The 17,285-nt window shown below is 59.0% G+C and carries 14 protein-coding genes; 8 read left to right on the top strand and 6 right to left on the bottom strand.

Annotated features, from left to right (window positions below; translation table 11 throughout):
- The first annotated feature begins 109 nt into the window (after nucleotides 1–109).
- The 3 genes from rdgC (at nucleotide 110) to sugE (ending at nucleotide 2,576) form a co-directional block, all read left to right on the top strand.
- Nucleotides 110–1,030, top strand: coding sequence for a recombination-associated protein RdgC (gene rdgC / locus JFT86_RS28515; protein ID WP_201239352.1), 921 nt, complete (start codon nucleotides 110–112; stop codon nucleotides 1,028–1,030).
- Nucleotides 1,031–1,177: 147 nt separating this feature from the next.
- Complete coding sequence (locus tag JFT86_RS28510; protein ID WP_201239351.1) at nucleotides 1,178–2,143, top strand: bile acid:sodium symporter family protein; 966 nt, start codon at nucleotides 1,178–1,180, stop codon at nucleotides 2,141–2,143.
- Nucleotides 2,144–2,261: 118 nt separating this feature from the next.
- A complete protein-coding gene (gene sugE / locus JFT86_RS28505; protein WP_008077894.1) occupies nucleotides 2,262–2,576 on the top strand; it encodes a quaternary ammonium compound efflux SMR transporter SugE in 315 nt (104 codons plus the stop codon).
- Between the two features lie 97 nt (nucleotides 2,577–2,673).
- Here sugE and JFT86_RS28500 read toward each other — a convergent pair whose 3' ends face one another.
- From JFT86_RS28500 to JFT86_RS28485, 4 genes are all read right to left on the bottom strand, one after another.
- Nucleotides 2,674–4,548: an MFS transporter gene (locus JFT86_RS28500; protein WP_201239350.1), complete on the bottom strand. Its 1,875-nt coding sequence runs from the start codon at nucleotides 4,546–4,548 to the stop codon at nucleotides 2,674–2,676.
- Between the two features lie 96 nt (nucleotides 4,549–4,644).
- Nucleotides 4,645–5,796, bottom strand: a complete 1,152-nt coding sequence (locus JFT86_RS28495; protein ID WP_201239349.1) for a TDT family transporter — start codon at nucleotides 5,794–5,796, stop codon at nucleotides 4,645–4,647.
- Nucleotides 5,797–5,901: 105 nt separating this feature from the next.
- Nucleotides 5,902–6,213: a cupin domain-containing protein gene (locus JFT86_RS28490; protein WP_201239348.1), complete on the bottom strand. Its 312-nt coding sequence runs from the start codon at nucleotides 6,211–6,213 to the stop codon at nucleotides 5,902–5,904.
- A gap of 52 nt (nucleotides 6,214–6,265) precedes the next feature.
- Nucleotides 6,266–7,453 (bottom strand): MFS transporter, encoded by a 1,188-nt coding sequence (locus tag JFT86_RS28485; RefSeq protein WP_201239347.1) that lies wholly within the window; start codon nucleotides 7,451–7,453, stop codon nucleotides 6,266–6,268.
- Nucleotides 7,454–7,544: 91 nt separating this feature from the next.
- On the opposite strand from JFT86_RS28485, the gene JFT86_RS28480 reads away from it, so the two are divergent.
- Entirely contained in the window at nucleotides 7,545–8,087 is a 543-nt protein-coding gene (locus tag JFT86_RS28480; RefSeq protein ID WP_201239346.1) for a TetR/AcrR family transcriptional regulator, read from the top strand.
- Between the two features lie 222 nt (nucleotides 8,088–8,309).
- On the top strand, nucleotides 8,310–11,780 hold the full coding sequence (locus tag JFT86_RS28475) for a PAS domain-containing hybrid sensor histidine kinase/response regulator (RefSeq protein ID WP_201239345.1): 3,471 nt from the start codon (nucleotides 8,310–8,312) through the stop codon (nucleotides 11,778–11,780).
- A 77-nt stretch (nucleotides 11,781–11,857) separates the two neighbouring features.
- On the opposite strand, the gene rmuC is transcribed toward JFT86_RS28475, so the two are convergent.
- Together rmuC and JFT86_RS28465 are read right to left on the bottom strand one after the other, a co-directional pair.
- The gene (gene rmuC, locus JFT86_RS28470) at nucleotides 11,858–13,222 is read right to left on the bottom strand and encodes a DNA recombination protein RmuC (protein WP_201239419.1); all 1,365 of its coding nucleotides are present in this window, start codon (nucleotides 13,220–13,222) and stop codon (nucleotides 11,858–11,860) included.
- A gap of 175 nt (nucleotides 13,223–13,397) precedes the next feature.
- Nucleotides 13,398–13,721, bottom strand: coding sequence for a hypothetical protein (locus JFT86_RS28465; protein ID WP_103306941.1), 324 nt, complete (start codon nucleotides 13,719–13,721; stop codon nucleotides 13,398–13,400).
- 961 nt (nucleotides 13,722–14,682) lie between these two features.
- On the opposite strand from JFT86_RS28465, the gene JFT86_RS28460 reads away from it, so the two are divergent.
- The 3 genes from JFT86_RS28460 (at nucleotide 14,683) to JFT86_RS28450 (ending at nucleotide 17,083) form a co-directional block, all read left to right on the top strand.
- Nucleotides 14,683–14,907: a hypothetical protein gene (locus JFT86_RS28460; protein WP_108589715.1), complete on the top strand. Its 225-nt coding sequence runs from the start codon at nucleotides 14,683–14,685 to the stop codon at nucleotides 14,905–14,907.
- 275 nt (nucleotides 14,908–15,182) lie between these two features.
- Nucleotides 15,183–15,665, top strand: a complete 483-nt coding sequence (locus JFT86_RS28455) for a hypothetical protein (RefSeq protein WP_103306940.1) — start codon at nucleotides 15,183–15,185, stop codon at nucleotides 15,663–15,665.
- 146 nt (nucleotides 15,666–15,811) lie between these two features.
- Nucleotides 15,812–17,083, top strand: a complete 1,272-nt coding sequence (locus JFT86_RS28450; RefSeq protein ID WP_201239344.1) for an outer membrane protein transport protein — start codon at nucleotides 15,812–15,814, stop codon at nucleotides 17,081–17,083.
- Nucleotides 17,084–17,285: the final 202 nt, after the last annotated feature.

Here is a 17,285-nt window from a genome sequence, read left to right as displayed (position 1 = left end):
CACTTTTTTAAATAATTTTCTCAGGCCTTCCAAAGGCTTAGAGAAGGGTTGGCCTATCAGGCGGCGAAGACAATAATGCCCCCCTTTGTATAAAGGAGAGACTCACCCCATGTGGTTCAAAAACCTGCTTATCTATCGCCTGACCCAAGACCTGCCTGTCGATGCCGAGGCGCTGGAAACTGCACTGGCCACCAAACTGGCGCGTCCATGTGCAAGCCAGGAGTTGACCACCTACGGTTTCGTCGCGCCATTCGGCAAAGGCGAAGATGCTCCACTGGTGCACGTCAGCGGTGATTTCCTGCTGATCGCTGCACGTAAAGAAGAACGCATTCTGCCGGGCAGCGTCGTGCGCGACGCGGTCAAGGAAAAGGTCGAAGAGATCGAAGCCCAGCAAATGCGCAAGGTCTATAAGAAGGAACGCGACCAGATCAAGGATGAAATCATCCAGGCCTTCCTGCCGCGCGCCTTTATCCGTCGCTCGTCGACCTTCGCCGCCATCGCGCCGAAAAAAGGCCTGATCCTGGTCAACTCGGCCAGCCCGAAACGCGCTGAAGACTTGCTGTCGACCCTGCGTGAAGTGATCGGCACCCTGCCCGTCCGTCCGTTGACCGTGAAAATGGCACCGACAGCGGTCATGACCGATTGGGTCACCACGCAGAAAGCCGCCGACGACTTCTATGTGCTGGACGAGTGCGAACTGCGCGACACCCACGAAGATGGCGGCATCGTCCGTTGCAAGCGTCAGGACCTGACCAGCGAAGAAATCCAGCTGCACCTGAGCACCGGCAAAGTCGTTACGCAATTGTCGCTGGCCTGGCAGGACAAGCTGTCGTTCATGCTTGATGACAAGATGACCGTCAAACGTCTGAAGTTCGAAGATCTGTTGCAGGATCAGGCGGAACAGGACGGCGGCGATGAGGCACTGGGTCAACTGGACGCCAGCTTCACCCTGATGATGCTGACGTTCGGTGATTTCCTGCCGGCGCTGGTTGAAGCGTTGGGTGGCGAAGAGACTCCGCAGGGGATCTAAAGCCTGACGAGCTTCATAATGTAGGAGTGAGCCTGCTCGCGATGAGGGAACGGCATTCAACGAAGATGTTGACTGTAATACCGCGATCGCGAGCAGGCTCACTCCTACATTTGTTTGTGGTGTTCATTCAATAATAAGGAACAAGCCATGCGCGCACTGGCTGCACTGAGCCGTTTTGTCGGCAATACCTTCGCTTACTGGGTGCTGATTTTCGCGGTCATCGCGTTCCTGCAACCGGCATGGTTCCTTGGCCTCAAAGGCGCAATCGTGCCGCTGCTGGGCCTGGTAATGTTCGGCATGGGGCTGACCCTCAAACTCGATGATTTCGCCGCTGTCGCCCGCCACCCGTGGCGTGTCGCGCTGGGCGTCGTCGCGCATTTCGTGATCATGCCCGGTGTGGCATGGTTGCTTTGTCAGGTGTTTCACCTGCCGCCGGAAATTGCCGTCGGGGTGATTCTGGTTGGTTGCTGCCCAAGCGGCACCTCGTCCAACGTGATGACCTGGCTGGCCCGTGGCGATCTGGCGCTGTCGGTGGCCATTGCTGCCGTGACCACCCTCCTCGCCCCGCTGCTGACTCCGGCGCTGATCTGGCTGTTGGCCTCGGCGTGGTTGCCGGTGTCGTTCATGGAGTTGTTCTGGTCGATCCTGCAAGTGGTGCTGCTGCCGATCATTCTTGGCGTGGTTGCCCAGCGTTTGCTGGGTGACAGGGTTCGGCATGCGGTGGAGGTGTTGCCGCTGGTGTCGGTGGTCAGCATCGTGATCATCGTGACTGCGGTGGTAGCGGCCAGTCAGGCGAAAATCGCCGAATCCGGTCTGCTGATCATGGCGGTCGTGATGCTGCACAACAGCTTCGGCTACTTGCTCGGTTACTTCACCGGCCGGCTGTTCAAGCTGCCGCTGGCACAGCGTAAGTCGCTGGCGCTGGAAGTCGGCATGCAGAACTCGGGATTGGGCGCCGCTTTGGCCAGTGCGCATTTCTCGCCACTGGCGGCGGTGCCGAGCGCACTATTCAGCGTTTGGCACAATATTTCCGGGGCTTTGCTTTCAACCTACTTCCGACGCATGAGCGAGAAGGAAGATCGCGAAGCCTTGGCGCAACAGGCCGCCGACTGAGCTGAAACTTGATCCCCGGGTTAATGCTCGTCAAACTATCGCGCTACGCGGGGACGACCCTGCGGCTCGATCGAGTTTTTAATCTGGGGACGACCCCGTCAATCGATGGAGGTCTCTCATGTCCTGGATCATTCTGTTTTTCGCCGGTCTGTTCGAAGTCGGCTGGGCCGTCGGCCTGAAATACACCGATGGCTTCAGCCGTCCACTCCCAACCGCACTGACCGTTGCGGCCATGGCCATCAGCCTTGGCCTGCTGGGCCTGGCGATGAAGGAATTGCCGTTGGGCACGGCTTATGCGATCTGGACCGGTGTCGGCGCCGTGGGCACGGTGATCGCCGGGATCATTCTGTTTGGTGAGTCAATGGCGTTGATTCGGCTGGCCAGTGTGGCGTTGATCATCACTGGTTTGATCGGCCTCAAGGTCAGCGCTTAAACCACTACCGCTTTCGCGAGCAGGCTCACTCCTACAGGGAACCGCATTTCAAATGTAGGAGTGAGCCTGCTCGCGATGAGACTTACACAGTCACAGATTATCTAACTGCCCCGCGCAATGCCCCTACCACCCCCTGCAACTTCGCTGGCTCAGCCGCGCCCACGGCCACCGGCGAACCCGCCACCAATGTCACCCGCGACCACAAGCGACGGAACACCCCCTTGTTCGGATCGCGACTGAAGAAACTCCCCCACAAGCCCTGCAACGCCAGCGGAATCACCGGCACCGGCGTTTCCTCGAGAATCCGCGTCAGCCCGCCCTTGAATTCGTTGATCTCACCGTCGGCCGTCAGTTTGCCCTCCGGGAAGATGCACACCAGTTCACCGTCCTTCAGATACTGGGCGATCCGCGTGAAGGCTTTTTCGTAGATCTGAATGTCTTCATGGCGCCCGGCAATCGGAATAGTCCCCGCCGTGCGGAAGATAAAGTTCAACACCGGCAAGTTGTAGATCTTGTAGTACATGACAAAGCGAATCGGCCGACGCACCGCGCCGCCAATCAGCAAGGCGTCGACGAACGACACGTGGTTGCACACCAGCAATGCCGCGCCTTCATCGGGGATTGCTTCCAGGTTGCGATGCTCGACGCGATACATGGAATGGCTGAGCAGCCAGATCATGAAACGCATGCTGAACTCGGGAACGATCTTGAAGATGTAAGCGTTGACGCCGATGTTCAGCAGCGACACCACGAGGAACAACTGCGGGATCGACAGCTTGACCACGCTCAGCAACACGATCGAGACAATGGCCGACACCACCATGAACAACGCATTGAGAATGTTGTTGGCGGCAATCACTCGCGCGCGTTCGTTCTCGGCGGTACGCGACTGGATCAGCGCGTAAAGCGGCACGATATAGAAACCACCGAAGATGCCGAGACCGAGAATATCGACCAGCACTGCCCAGGTGTGAGCAAAGCCCAATACTTGAGTCCAGCTGTGGCCAGTGACGCTGTCGGGAATCCCACCTGAATGCCACCACAGCAGCAGACCAAACACCGTCAGACCGAATGAGCCAAAGGGCACCAGACCGATTTCGACTTTACGCCCGGAGAGCTTTTCGCAGAGCATCGAGCCCAGCGCGATACCCACTGAAAACACCGTAAGAATCAGCGTGACCACGGTTTCATCGCCGTGCATCCATTCCTTGGCGTAGGCCGGGATCTGCGTCAGGTAAATCGCCCCGACGAACCAGAACCACGAGTTGCCGACAATCGAGCGCGACACGGCGGGCGTCTGGCCCAGACCGAGTTTCAGGGTCGCCCAGGATTGGCTGAAGATGTTCCAGTTCAGGCGCATTTCCGGCGACGAGGCCGCCGCGCGGGGAATACTGCGGCTGGCCAGATAACCCAGCACGGCGATGCCGACAATCGCGGTCGACACCAGCGGCGCGTAATGGGTCGAGGACATGATGACCCCGGCACCGATGGTCCCCGCCAGAATCGCGAGGAACGTACCCATCTCCACCAGACCGTTGCCGCCGACCAGTTCCTCTTCACGCAAGGCTTGCGGCAGGATCGAATATTTCACCGGCCCGAACAGCGCCGAATGGGTGCCCATCGCGAACAGCGCCACCAGCATCAGTGACAAGTGATCGAAAAGGAAACCGACCGATCCCACCGCCATGATGGCGATTTCCGCGAGCTTGATCAGGCGGATCAGCGCGTCCTTGGCGAACTTCTCGCCAAACTGTCCGGCCAGTGCCGAAAACAGGAAGAACGGCAGAATAAACAGCAGCGCACACAGGTTGACCCAGATCGAGCGATCACCCTCGATGGTCAGCCGGTAGAGAATGGCGAGGATCAGCGACTGTTTGAACACGTTGTCGTTGAACGCACCGAGCGACTGCGTGATGAAAAACGGCAGGAAGCGCCGGGTGCGCAGCAGGTTGAACTGTGAGGGGTGACTCATCTTCCGTGTTTCCCTGATGTTGGGTAGAGAGGCCTGGGTTCTTGTATTGGAATCTCGAACCGCGATCCAGGCCACACATTACCTAAACTTTTCAGGTTATTTCTTCAAACCTGCAATGCACGGCGAAACAAACAGCTCGCCACGCCACGCACCTTGAACGGTGCGCTTGCCGACGATCAGCCACATGACCGCCAACAACGTCACCAGCACGCAGCCAACCACACTGAAAAACCCGAGGTTGAGCGTGCTGGCAAGTTTGAGGGTTGCCAGCGAATACACGCCCAACGGGAAGGTGAACCCCCACCAGCCGAGGTTGAAGGGAATACCGTCGCGCAGATAACGCACAGTGATCAGCAGTGCCATCAGCATCCACCACAAACCGAAGCCCCACAGCGTGATCCCGGCCACCAGGCCAATGCCGGAAGCGATTTCACCAATGCCCGGCAGGCCGTTGGCCGCGAAGATCGCCGGGGCATCAGCCCCCAGCAGCAACATGCCCAGCGCACCGGTACCGATCGGGCCGAGGGCCAGCCAGCTCGAGGCCGCCATGTTTTCATGCGGCAGTTTATGCAGGGCCATGCGCAGCAACAGGATGGTCAGAATGCTGAATGCCACCGGCAGGGAAAACGCCCAGAGCACGTAGCTTGTCGTCAGTACCACCAGTTGCGAGTGGGCATCGGTCAAGTGAGGTGCGAGCAACCCACCACTGGCGGCGGCGACTTCTGCGGCCACCACCGGTAACAGCCAAACCGCCGTCATCTGGTCGATGCTGTGTTCCTGGCGGGTAAACATCATGTAGGGAATCAATACGCCACAGGCCAGCGACATCGCCACATCCAGCCACCACAGCACTTCGGCCAACTGGATGACGCCATCACCCCAGCGTGGCAGACCGAACAGCAGAAAGCCGTTGATGATCGTTGCCAGGCCCATGGGAATGGTGCCGAAGAACATCGACACGGTGGAATGGCCGAAAATCCGCCGCGCCTCGTCGAAGAACAAGATCCAGCGCGCGGCGTACGCAGCGGTAAACAGAGTGAACAAGAGGATGTTGAACAGCCACAGCCCTTCGGCCACGGCATGCATCCCGGGAATCGCCACCGGCAAATTCGCCAGCGCCAGTGCCAGCACCCCGGTGCCCATGGTGGCGGCGAACCAGTTCGGGGTGAATTGGCGGATCACTTCACGCGGATGCTGAAGTTGGCTGAGCGGCTTGATGCCGGGTTTGCTGCTGTTGGGGCAAGTCATCATGAACTCCTGTCCTCAAGTGAGGTTGAGTCCATGGTAGATCCGAATCGAATATCTATATAACGGGTAATTTCTCTAACTGTTATCTATTTTGCAGATAAGCAGTCAAACACTGCCTTCGCTTTCGATCACCAGAATCCGCGCTGCACCCTGAGGATGGGCGACATGTTCGGTGCCGACCGAGGCGTAGAAGATGTCGCCAACCGCCAACTGCACCTGTTTTTCTTCGCCCTCCTCTCGGTAATGCATCGACACTTCGCCATCGAGCACCACAAACACTTCCTCACCATCATTGACGTGCCACTTGTACGGCTGATCGGTCCAGTGCAGGCGCGTGGTGATGCCGTTCATGTTGGCGATATCGAGCGCGCCCCAAGCGCGGTCGGCGGTGAAGGTCTTGCTGCGAATAATCTTCATGAATCGATCCGTGAGAAGAGTGGCCGGGCAAGGCTAACCGAAACCGCCGTGTTTATGGGGCGCTGCACACCTTGGCAGGTTGAGGACGCAGACTGAGCAACAGCGCCGCCACAGCCAGCGCGATCAGCACGCCGCCATACACATCGGTCGTGGCCAGCAATCCGAATGGGTGGGTGAAGTGTCCGGCTAATAAGGCCGGCAGACAGAACGCCAGGTAACTGAGTGCGTAATACGCTGACATTAACCCGGCTCTTTCATGGGGCAAGGCCAGCGGCACCAGGCTGCGCACCGCACCGAGGAAGCCTGAGCCGAAACCACATCCGGCGACCAGCGTGCCGAGGAAAAACAGCGACAGACTGGCGCTGTGCACACCGAGCAGAATCAGCACCAGACCACTTGGCAGCAAGCTTGCGCCGAGTTGCAGGGCGCGTGTGGCGGGACGATTGCGCAGCGTAAAGATCATCAGTGCGCCGGTGACGGTCAGTGCCGCGACGGTGGCGCCGCCGATCAGGTTGGAAGTGGAACCGGTGGCCGTGCGCACCAGCGACGGCGCCAGCGAGGCGTAAAAACCACCAAGCGCCCAGGTTGCAGTGTTCAGCGGTAGCACTCGCCACAACGTTGAACGCGCCTGAACAGGGACGTGCAATGTCGGACGCAACGATGCCCATGCCCCAGCCTGCGGGCTGACGGTCTCTGGCAGCCGCCAGACATAAAGCGCTTGCAACACAAACAGCCCAAGCAGCAACCAGTAAGTCAGTTGTAGCGGCGCCGGGGCGAACTCGGCCAGCAGGCCACAGCCCATACCGCCCAGCGCCATGCCCAGCAACGGCGCAACGCTGTTGATCAGCGGTCCTTGCTGGCGGTCGGTGTCGAGCAGCGTTGCACTCAATACGGCGGTGGCCATGCCGGTCGCGAAACCTTGCAGCACCCGCGCACTGATCAACCAGGCGACGCTGTCGGCGCTGATGAACAGCAGCATCGCCAACGCATTGAGCAGTACGGCGGCGAAAATCACCGGTTTACGCCCGAGATGATCGGACAGTGATCCGACGGTTAACAGCGCCGCCAGCAAACTCAGGGCGTAGACGCCGAAAATCAGGGTCAGCATCGCTGCCGAGAAATGCAGCTGATCCTGATACAGGTGATACAACGGCGTCGGCGCAGTGGAAGCGGCGAGAAAACTCAGTAAGGTGATCGCCAGAAACCACAGGCTGGGACGATTGGAAGCAAGGCTGTTCATGTGCACACTCCGCAAAAGCTAATTTTTTGCTTTTGCGGAGTGTGCTCTCGGCCTTCGCTTAAAGCAAATTCTTTGTGTTAAGGTCTGGCGCATGGCTATTAAAGAAGGTTTACGCCCCGGCGGTCGCAGTGCCCGGGTGCAAGAGTCGATTCATTCGGCAGTCCGCGCCCTCCTGCAAGAACAGGAGCGTTCGACCGTGACCGTCCCGCAAATCGCCGCACGCGCAGGCGTCACGCCATCGACGATTTATCGGCGCTGGGGGGATCTGGCGGCCTTGCTGGCGGATGTCGCCCTCGCCCGCATGCGCCCTGACAGCGAACCGGCGCAAACCGGCAGTCTGCGCAGCGATATCCGCGCGTGGGCCGAGCAATATCTCGACGAGATGAGTTCAGAGCCCGGACGCAACATGATGCGCGACGTGCAGGCGAGTGCTACGCCGGGGTATTGCGTGACGATTATCGGGGCGCAGTTGCAGACCATTATTGAGCGGCATCCCGATGAGCAGGCACCGAGCGTTGATCATTTGATTAATCTGGTGGTGGCGCCAGTGGTGTTTCGCATTCTGTTTTCGGCGGCGGCACTGGAGGTTGAAGAGTTGCATCGGTTGATCGATATCGCGTTGCAACACGACTGACGCCATCGCGAGCAGGCTCACTCCTACAATTGGAATGCATTCCCCTGTAGGAGTGAGCCTGCTCGCGATGGCGCCTTAAGAGTCACCCCAAAAACCACCCGGTTCCCCACCTGCGACACCCCGCCACGCCACGACCTTGGTCGACACTGACTAACCGCCGCACTCATGCGAGACTGTCCGCCCGGGCAGGAGTGCCGGGGAGTCTTCTGTCGGGAGTGTTGCATGTCGTTGTCCACCGGGCTGATCGCCGCCGTCGCCCTGGCCTATATGGCCATCATGTTCGCCATCGCCTTCTACGGCGACCGTCGCAGCACGCCGCTGCCACCACGGATGCGTGCCTGGGTGTACAGCTTGTCGCTGGCGGTTTATTGCACCAGCTGGACATTTTTCGGTGCGGTCGGTCAGGCCGCCGAACAGCTCTGGTCATTCCTGCCGATTTACCTTGGCCCGATCCTGCTGCTGGTCTGTGCGCCGTGGGTCCTGCAAAAAATGGTGATGATCAGCAAACAGGAGAACATCACCTCCATCGCTGACTTTATCGCCGCACGCTACGGCAAATCACAATCACTGGCGGTGGTGGTGGCGTTGATCTGCCTGGTCGGCGTTCTTCCCTACATTGCTTTGCAACTCAAAGGCATCGTCCTTGGCGTGAACCTGCTGATCGGCGCCGGAGCCGACGCGATGGGCACCCGCGCCCAGGACACCGCGCTGATCGTGTCACTGGTGCTGGCGCTGTTCACCATCGTCTTCGGCACGCGCAACCTCGACGCCACCGAACACCACCGTGGCATGGTGCTGGCGATTGCCTTTGAATCGCTGGTCAAGCTGTTCGCCTTTCTCGCCGTCGGCGCCTTTGTCACTTTTGGCCTGTATGACGGTTTTGACGACCTGTTCAACCAGGCGATGCTCGCCCCGCGCCTTGAGGAATACTGGAAAGAAACCATCAACTGGCCGTCGATGGTGGTGCAGACCGGCGTGGCCATGATGGCGATCATCTGCCTGCCACGGCAATTCCACGTCACCGTGGTGGAGAACATCGATCCGCAGGATCTGCGTCTGGCCAAATGGGTGTTCCCGGCGTATCTCGCCTTGGCCGCGTTGTTTGTAGTACCGATCGCCCTCGCTGGTCAGATGATGCTTCCCAAAGACGTGTTGCCGGACTCGTTCGTGATCAGCCTGCCACTGGCTCAGGCGCACCCGGCGCTGGCAGTGCTGGCGTTTATCGGCGGCGCTTCAGCCGCAACCGGCATGGTCATCGTCGCCAGCGTGGCGTTGTCGACCATGGTTTCCAACGACATGCTCTTGCCGTGGCTGTTGCGGCGCAACAACGCCGAGCGCCCGTTCGAAGTGTTCCGTCAATGGATGCTGTCGGTACGGCGCGTGAGTATCGTGCTGATTCTGCTGCTGGCTTACGTCAGCTATCGCCTGCTGGGTTCCACGGCAAGTCTCGCAACCATCGGCCAGATCGCCTTCGCCGCGGTGACACAACTGGCACCGGCAATGCTCGGCGCGCTGTACTGGAAACAGGCCAACCGGCGGGGAGTGTTTGCCGGCCTCGCCGCCGGCACGTTCCTGTGGTTTTACACGCTGATCCTGCCGATTGCCGCGCGCAGTCTCGGCTGGTCGCTGGACACCTTCCCCGGTCTGGCGTGGCTGCACAGCAACCCGCTGAACCTGCCTATCACGCCATTGACCCAAGGTGTGGTGCTGTCGCTGGCGGGCAACTTCACCTTGTTCGCCTGGGTCTCGGTGTTGTCCCGCACCCGGGTGTCGGAGCATTGGCAGGCCGGGCGTTTCATTGGTCAGGAAATCAGCGCCCGCCCGAGTGCGCGCTCAATGCTGGCGGTACAGATAGACGATCTGCTGCAACTGGCGGCGCGATTTGTCGGTGAAGAACGCGCCCGCCAGAGCTTCATTCGATTCGCCTACCGCCAAGGCAAAGGTTTCAACCCCAACCAGAACGCCGACGGTGAATGGATTGCCCATACCGAACGCTTGCTGGCCGGTGTACTGGGCGCCTCTTCGACGCGAGCTGTGGTAAAAGCCGCCATTGAAGGTCGGGAAATGCAGCTGGAGGATGTCGTCCGCATCGCCGACGAAGCTTCCGAGGTGCTGCAGTTCAACCGCGCGCTGCTGCAAGGCGCCATCGAGAACATCACCCAGGGCATCAGCGTGGTCGACCAGTCGCTGAAACTGGTGGCGTGGAACCGGCGTTATCTGGAGCTGTTCAACTACCCGGACGGACTGATCAGTGTCGGCCGACCGATTGCCGACATTATTCGCTACAACGCCGAGCGCGGCTTGTGCGGTCCCGGCGAGGCGGAAGTCCACGTCGCCCGGCGTTTGCACTGGATGCGTCAGGGCCGTGCACACACCTCTGAACGTCTGTTCCCCAACGGCCGGGTCATCGAGCTGATCGGCAACCCGATGCCGGGCGGCGGTTTTGTGATGAGCTTTACCGACATTACTGCGTTCCGCGAAGCCGAGCAGGCCTTGACCGAAGCCAACGAGGGGCTGGAGCAACGGGTCAGCGAACGCACTCAGGAGCTGTCACAACTCAACGTCGCGCTGACCGAAGCCAAAGGCACCGCCGAGGCCGCCAACCAGTCGAAAACCCGTTTCCTCGCCGCCGTCAGCCATGACTTGATGCAGCCCTTGAACGCCGCTCGCCTGTTCTCCGCCGCCCTCTCCCATCAGGATGACGGCTTGAGCAGTGAGGCGCAGAAACTGGTGCAGCACCTCGACAGTTCATTGCGTTCGGCCGAAGACCTGATCAGCGATCTACTGGATATTTCCCGCCTGGAAAACGGCAAGATCAATCCGGATCGCAAGCCGTTTGCGGTCGATGAGCTGTTCGACACGCTCGGCGCCGAGTTCAAGGCGCAGGCTCAGGAACAGGGTCTGACCTTTCGCGTACGTGGCAGCCATTTGCGCATCGACAGCGACATCAAACTGCTGCGACGGATCCTGCAGAACTTCCTCACCAATGCGTTCCGCTACGCCAAAGGCCCGGTACTGCTGGGCGTGCGGCGTCGCGCCGGCGAGTTGTGCCTTGAGGTGTGGGATCGCGGGCCGGGCATTCCGGAAGACAAGCAGCAGGTGATTTTCGAGGAGTTCAAACGCCTCGACAGCCATCAGACCCGCGCCGAAAAAGGCCTCGGGCTCGGGCTGGCGATCGCCGACGGCTTGTGTCGCGTGCTCGGTCATACGCTGCGTGTGCGCTCGTGGCCGGGACGCGGCAGCGTGTTCAGCGTCAGCGTGCCGTTGGCGCGCACGCAAACCGTGCCGGCCAGCGCCGCCGTCGAGATCAACGGCAAGATGCTAAGCGGCGCGCAGGTGCTGTGCGTCGATAACGAGGACAGCATTCTGATTGGCATGAACAGCCTGTTGAGCCGCTGGGGCTGTCAGGTCTGGACGGCGCGCAATCGTGAGGAATGTGCAGCGCTGCTCAGTGATGGCGTGCGGCCGCAACTGGCGCTGGTCGACTATCACCTTGATCACGGGGATACCGGGACCGAGTTGATGGCGTGGTTACGCACGAATCTGGGTGAACCGGTGCCAGGCGTGGTAATCAGTGCCGACGGGCGGCCGGAGATGGTCGCACAGGTGCATGCGGCGGGGCTGGATTATCTGGCGAAACCGGTGAAACCGGCGGCGCTGCGAGCGCTGTTGAGTCGTTATCTGCCGCTCTAACAGCAAAAGATCGCAGCCTTCGGCAGCTCCTACATAGATCCCTGTAGGAGCTGCCGAAGGCTGCGATCTTTTGATCTTTACTCAGGTAACTCGACCAAGCCGTCGACATCCGTCATCGCCCGCTCCAGCAGATCCGCCGGCAAGCTTTTGCTCGCCCGCGCACCGAGCAGCTTGAGCTGCTCACTGCGGCTGACCAGATTGCCGCGTCCTTCTGTCAGCTTGTTGCGCGCCGAGCTGTAGGCTTTGTCCAGTTGTTGCAGGCGATTGCCGACCTCGTCCAGATCCTGAATGAACAACACGAACTTGTCGTACAGCCACCCGGCCCGCTCGGCGATTTCCCGGGCGTTCTGGCTCTGACGTTCCTGCTTCCACAGGCTGTCGATGACCCGCAACGTCGCCAGCAACGTGGTCGGACTGACGATCACGATGTTGCGGTCGAACGCGTCCTGAAACAGCGTCGGCTCAGCCTGCAATGCCGCCGAAAAAGCCGCTTCGATGGGCACGAACAGCAGAACGAAATCGAGGCTGTGCAAGCCTTCCAGACGTTTATAGTCCTTGCCGGACAAACCCTTGACGTGATTGCGCAGGGACAGCACGTGCTGCTTGATCGCAATCTGCCCGAGGGTATCGTCTTCGGCGGCGACGTACTGTTGATACGCGGTCAGGCTGACCTTGGAGTCGACCACGACCTGCTTGTCGCCCGGCAGGTAAATGATCACGTCCGGCTGGAAGCGCTCGCCGTCCGGGCCCTTGAGGTTAACCTGCGTCTGGTACTCGCGGCCCTTTTCCAGGCCGGCGTGTTCCAGCACTCGCTCGAGGATCAACTCGCCCCAGTTGCCTTGGGTTTTCTGGCCTTTCAAGGCGCGGGTCAGGTTGGTGGCTTCATCGCTCAAGCGCAGATTGAGCGCCTGCAAACGCTCCAGCTCCTTGGCCAGCGAGAAGCGTTCGCGAGCCTCGGCTTGATAGCTTTCCTCAACACGCTTTTCGAAAGACTGAATGCGTTCTTTCAACGGATCGAGCAACTGGCCAAGACGCTGCTGGCTGGTCTCGGCGAATCGCTGTTCACGCTCGTCGAAGATCTTGCCCGCCAGTTCGGCGAACTGCGCACGCAACTCATCGCGCGAGCCTTGCAGGTCATTGAGGCGTTGTTGATGGCTTTCCTGTTGTTCGCGCAATTCGGCGTTCAGCGAAGCCGCCTGAGCGTCGAGGCGACGCAGTTCGGTTTCTTTGCCGGCACGCTCGATGTTCCAGGCGTGGGAGGCATCACGGGCGTCATCGCGCTCGATCTGCAACAACTCGACTTCGCGACGCAAGGCTGCCAGTTCAGCTTGTTTGGCCGCGTTGGCCTGGCCGAGGTCGGCGACTTCGTCGCGACTGCTGTCCAGTTGCGCGTTGAGCCCGTCCTGCGCCAGTTGCGCCATCGCCAGTCGCTCTTCGAGCAAGGCCACTTCGGCTTGTCCGCTGCTCGCCCGGCGTTGCAGTTGCCAGGCCAGTGCCAGCAGCGGCAGCCCTGCCCCTGCGAGCCCCAGCAATAGGCTGGTCAAGTCCATAGCCATAGCGATTCCTGCCGATCCGATAAAGCCTGAAGGTTAACCAAGGTGTCAGAACTTGGACAGCTCAGTCTTCGATGAGGCCAAGTTCCTGTTGTGCACGAAGGTCGCCGGCGCGTGCGGCCTGACGCAACAGATCGTGACCGATGCGCCGATCGCGGGCATTCCCGCATTCGCGGCACATCAACTGGCCGAGACGGCTTTGCGCGGCAACCACGCCTTCGCGCGCCGGTTGCTTGAGCAAGCGCCCTGCAAGGTGCTTGGCATTGTGACTGTCGCTCAGGCGCGGGCTGTCGAGCAGCCATTCGGCAACACGTACGGAAAATCGCTTTGGCGAGGTAACACGAGGAGGTTCTGAGGTAACAGAGTCTGATACTGAGCGAAACTTCATAAAGCACTGTGGGACAGATCGGAAGGCGCGCCACTCTACTCTCTTTTTCTTACAGGTAAAGTCGAAAAACAACCCGGCACGCCCGTCCTAGAGCAAGCGCTCGGGACAATCCACAGAAGCTGTGGATAACTCAGTGGACAACCGCCCTTCAACCCTCGCAAAGCCTTGTGGAATGGGGCTCGCAGTCAAACTGACGATTTTTTCACCAACAAAAAAAAGCGATGTTTTTCATTGACTTAAACTTTCGTTGCAGGCAGCTACCGGAGTCAGGATTGATGTGACAGCGTCGTTACAGCCCGCGCAACTAATGTGCACAAGTACCTGTTACCCGGTTATATCGATGCGCTTTTTCGGGTCGTTTTGGCTATCTGCCTGGGGATAAGCGGCTCTAAAACGCGGTTTGATGAAAAAACATTCACCGACCGATGGTCGGGATGTGAGCCAATTCGGGGCAAACCGGTGGAATGCAAAGCAGACCTGGCCAGGATTTTCAATATTTTACCAACAAAGGTTTGCTTTAAAAAAATTGATCCGTTAGTATCCGCGGCGTTAGTACCAAGCTGAAAGTCAATTCCGGTCGAACACATCCCCCACGGTCAGTTTCCTAACCGAAACATTTGCCGAAAAAAGCGGGAACGACCCCTCGATGGTTTCCAGGTAAATCTTGCGACGACACAGCCTTTGAATGATGCAAAGGGTGTTGCGAAGACCTTACTCTGACCGAACCAACCTGCAAATTGATCAGGATCTTCACCCCGGGCCCAGAACCTTTGCCCTTGATGTGATGCCTGTCCTCCTAAGTACCTACCTGCCAGCCCAAGCGCGCCAACTTATCAGCGCTTCAAACTGGCTGCTTTGTTCCAGTCGGGTTCTTTGTTAGACCAATGGTGGTCGACATTACTGGAACGTTTTAACGTTGCACGGTTCTTATCCGTGTCATTTGTAGGAACACCTAATAACTATGTCTACTCAAATCCAGACTCAGGATGCCATTCGCACCCTAACCAACGCTTTTGCACCGATGAACTGCCTGATCATGGCCGCTCGCAAAGGCTGCTTCAGCTTCACCGTGGTCAATGAACACGGGATCGCCCGCCACAGCGAGCGTCTGTATCCCGATCAATACTCCAGCGCCGAACCGCTGCAGGCCGTAATTGATCGCACCCGTCAGGCACTGGTTGCCTGAAAGCCGAAAAGGCTGCAAAAAGCCCAAGCCCCGCTTAAAACGCGGGGCTTTTTATTGCCTGATGTTTCACTTTACGCCGTTAGTGCTTAAGCACCTTCCGATATAACGGTTATAACGGGTCGGCGGAAATATTTTAAAAACAGGCCTTTACGTCGCGAATATGACACTACACTTCAACTCAAGCGGCGTGATCCGCTTCCGGCGAGCCTGAGTCGATCCACCGCTGCCAAGGCCCCTTCAGGTATCGCCGCCCAATAACAAGATCCGAGGGCTTTATGGGTATCGCTGCCAGCGAACTGTGTCGCTATGTGATCCGTCCTACGCTGATTTATCTGGGACGTCACTGCGCAACTGCCGAATCCCTGCTGCTGGGCATTGCCGCCAGCCAGTCCGCCCTCGGGTCCGCCCTGCATGACCGCCGTGGCCACGGCCTCTACCGCATCGCCGAGCATCGCCATCAGGCGCTTTGGGATCACTACCTGGCGCTCGATCCGGAGCGTGCAAGCCTGGTGCGCGGCCTCGCCAGCCAGCATGCCTTTCTCAGCGGCCCGCACCTGGAACTGACCGTCAACCTGCGTTACGCCACGGCAATCGCCTGGCTTCTGGTGGAAGAACAAAACCCCACCCTCCCCGACCCGAATGATCTGCTCGGTATGGCGCGTATCTGGCGTCAGACCTTTCAGCCCCAGGGTCGTCTGCGTGACTTCACCTGCGCCTGGCAAACTTGTGTTTCACCGCTGAATCAGGTCGCTTGCTGACCAGGCAGTTTCACAAGATCGCACAACAGGTCGTGATTTTGGTCGGATTGTCCTACAAAACCCCTCTAACTCAAGGCATACGGACTATAGCGCTGGGACGAAAATGTTGGTAATTTTCGCCCCGGTGATCACCAGGAGTTCTAATAATGAAAAAAGTAATGCTCAAAACCACCCTTAGCCTCGCCGTTACCATGGCATCCACCCAGATCTTCGCAGCTGGCTTTGCCATCAACGAACACAGTATCAGCGGGATGGGCACTGGTTACGCTGGGCGATCTTCTTCTGCCGACGACGCAAGCACTGTTTATGGCAACCCTGCCGGCATGTCGCGCATCACGCGTGAACAAGTCACTGGTGGTGTTGCATTCCTCGACGCAAAAACCGATATCAGCGATGCCAGCTCCAGCCCTAACGGCGGCAGCAACAAAGGCGACATGGTGCCCTTCACCTCCGTACCTATGGGCTTCTACGTCAAACCGATCGATGAGCATTGGGCATTCGGTCTCGGCGTCTACGTGCCGTTCGGCCTGATTACCGACTACGAAAACAACTTCGCCGGCCGCTACTTCGGCAGCAAGTCCGAAGTTCAAGTCATCACCTTCCAGCCAACCGTGAGCTACAAGTTCAACGACGTGGTGTCGATCGGTTTCGGTCCGACCATCAACCGCATCGACGGCACCCTGGAATCGAACCTGTCGATTACTCAGGCGGCTCCGGACGGCAAGGTCAAGATCAAGGGTGACGACACCGCACTGGGCTACAACATTGGTGTGCTGGTGCAAGCCACTGACACCACTCGCCTGGGTCTGACTTACCACTCGAAAGTCGACTACAAGCTCGAAGGCAACACCAAGGTCAACTACGGTGTGCTGGGCGCAATCGGCCTCGGCGCCAACCAGAAGTACGACGCTTCGCTGAAGATCACCACACCTGAATCCGTGGACTTCTCGGTCACTCAGGCCATCAACGACCAGTGGAACGTCTATGCCGGTTCCACCTTCACCCGTTGGAGCCAGCTGAAAAAGATCACCGTAGAAAACTCGGGCGTTCAGCCGCTGCTGGCCGGTCAGTTCGGTGAAATCACCGAAGACCAGAACTGGCACGACTCCTGGGCTTACGCCGTGGGTACTTCGTACCAACTGAACAAGGAATGGGTACTGCGCACCGGTCTGACTTTCGACCAGTCGCCGACCAATAACGTCGACCGTTCGCCACGTATTCCTACCGGCGACCGGACCATCTTCAGCATCGGTGCTGGCTGGAGCCCGACCGAAGACCTGACCATCGACGTTGCCTACTCGTACCTGAAGGAAGAGTCGGTCAAGATCCGCAACGAAAACGATCGTGGCCAGACCTACGACGCCAAGTATGAAAACTCGGCAAACGGTTTCGGTGTCGGCGCGACCTACCGCTTCTGATACTGCACGGCGAGGCTAACCCCCTCGCCCACAAAAAAGCCCCGCTCTCTTTGCAGAAAGCGGGGCTTTTTTTGTGCCTTCGCAACGGCTCCCCTGTAGGAGCTGTCGAGTGACACGAGGCTGCGATCTTTGGATCTTGATCTCAACACCAGGATCAAAAGATCGCAGCGTGCCGCAGCTCCTACAGAGCTATCGCAGGGGC

Source organism: Pseudomonas sp. TH06, assembly GCF_016651305.1.
Lineage (GTDB): Bacteria > Pseudomonadota > Gammaproteobacteria > Pseudomonadales > Pseudomonadaceae > Aquipseudomonas.
This window is presented reverse-complemented; position numbering and strand designations above follow the sequence as displayed.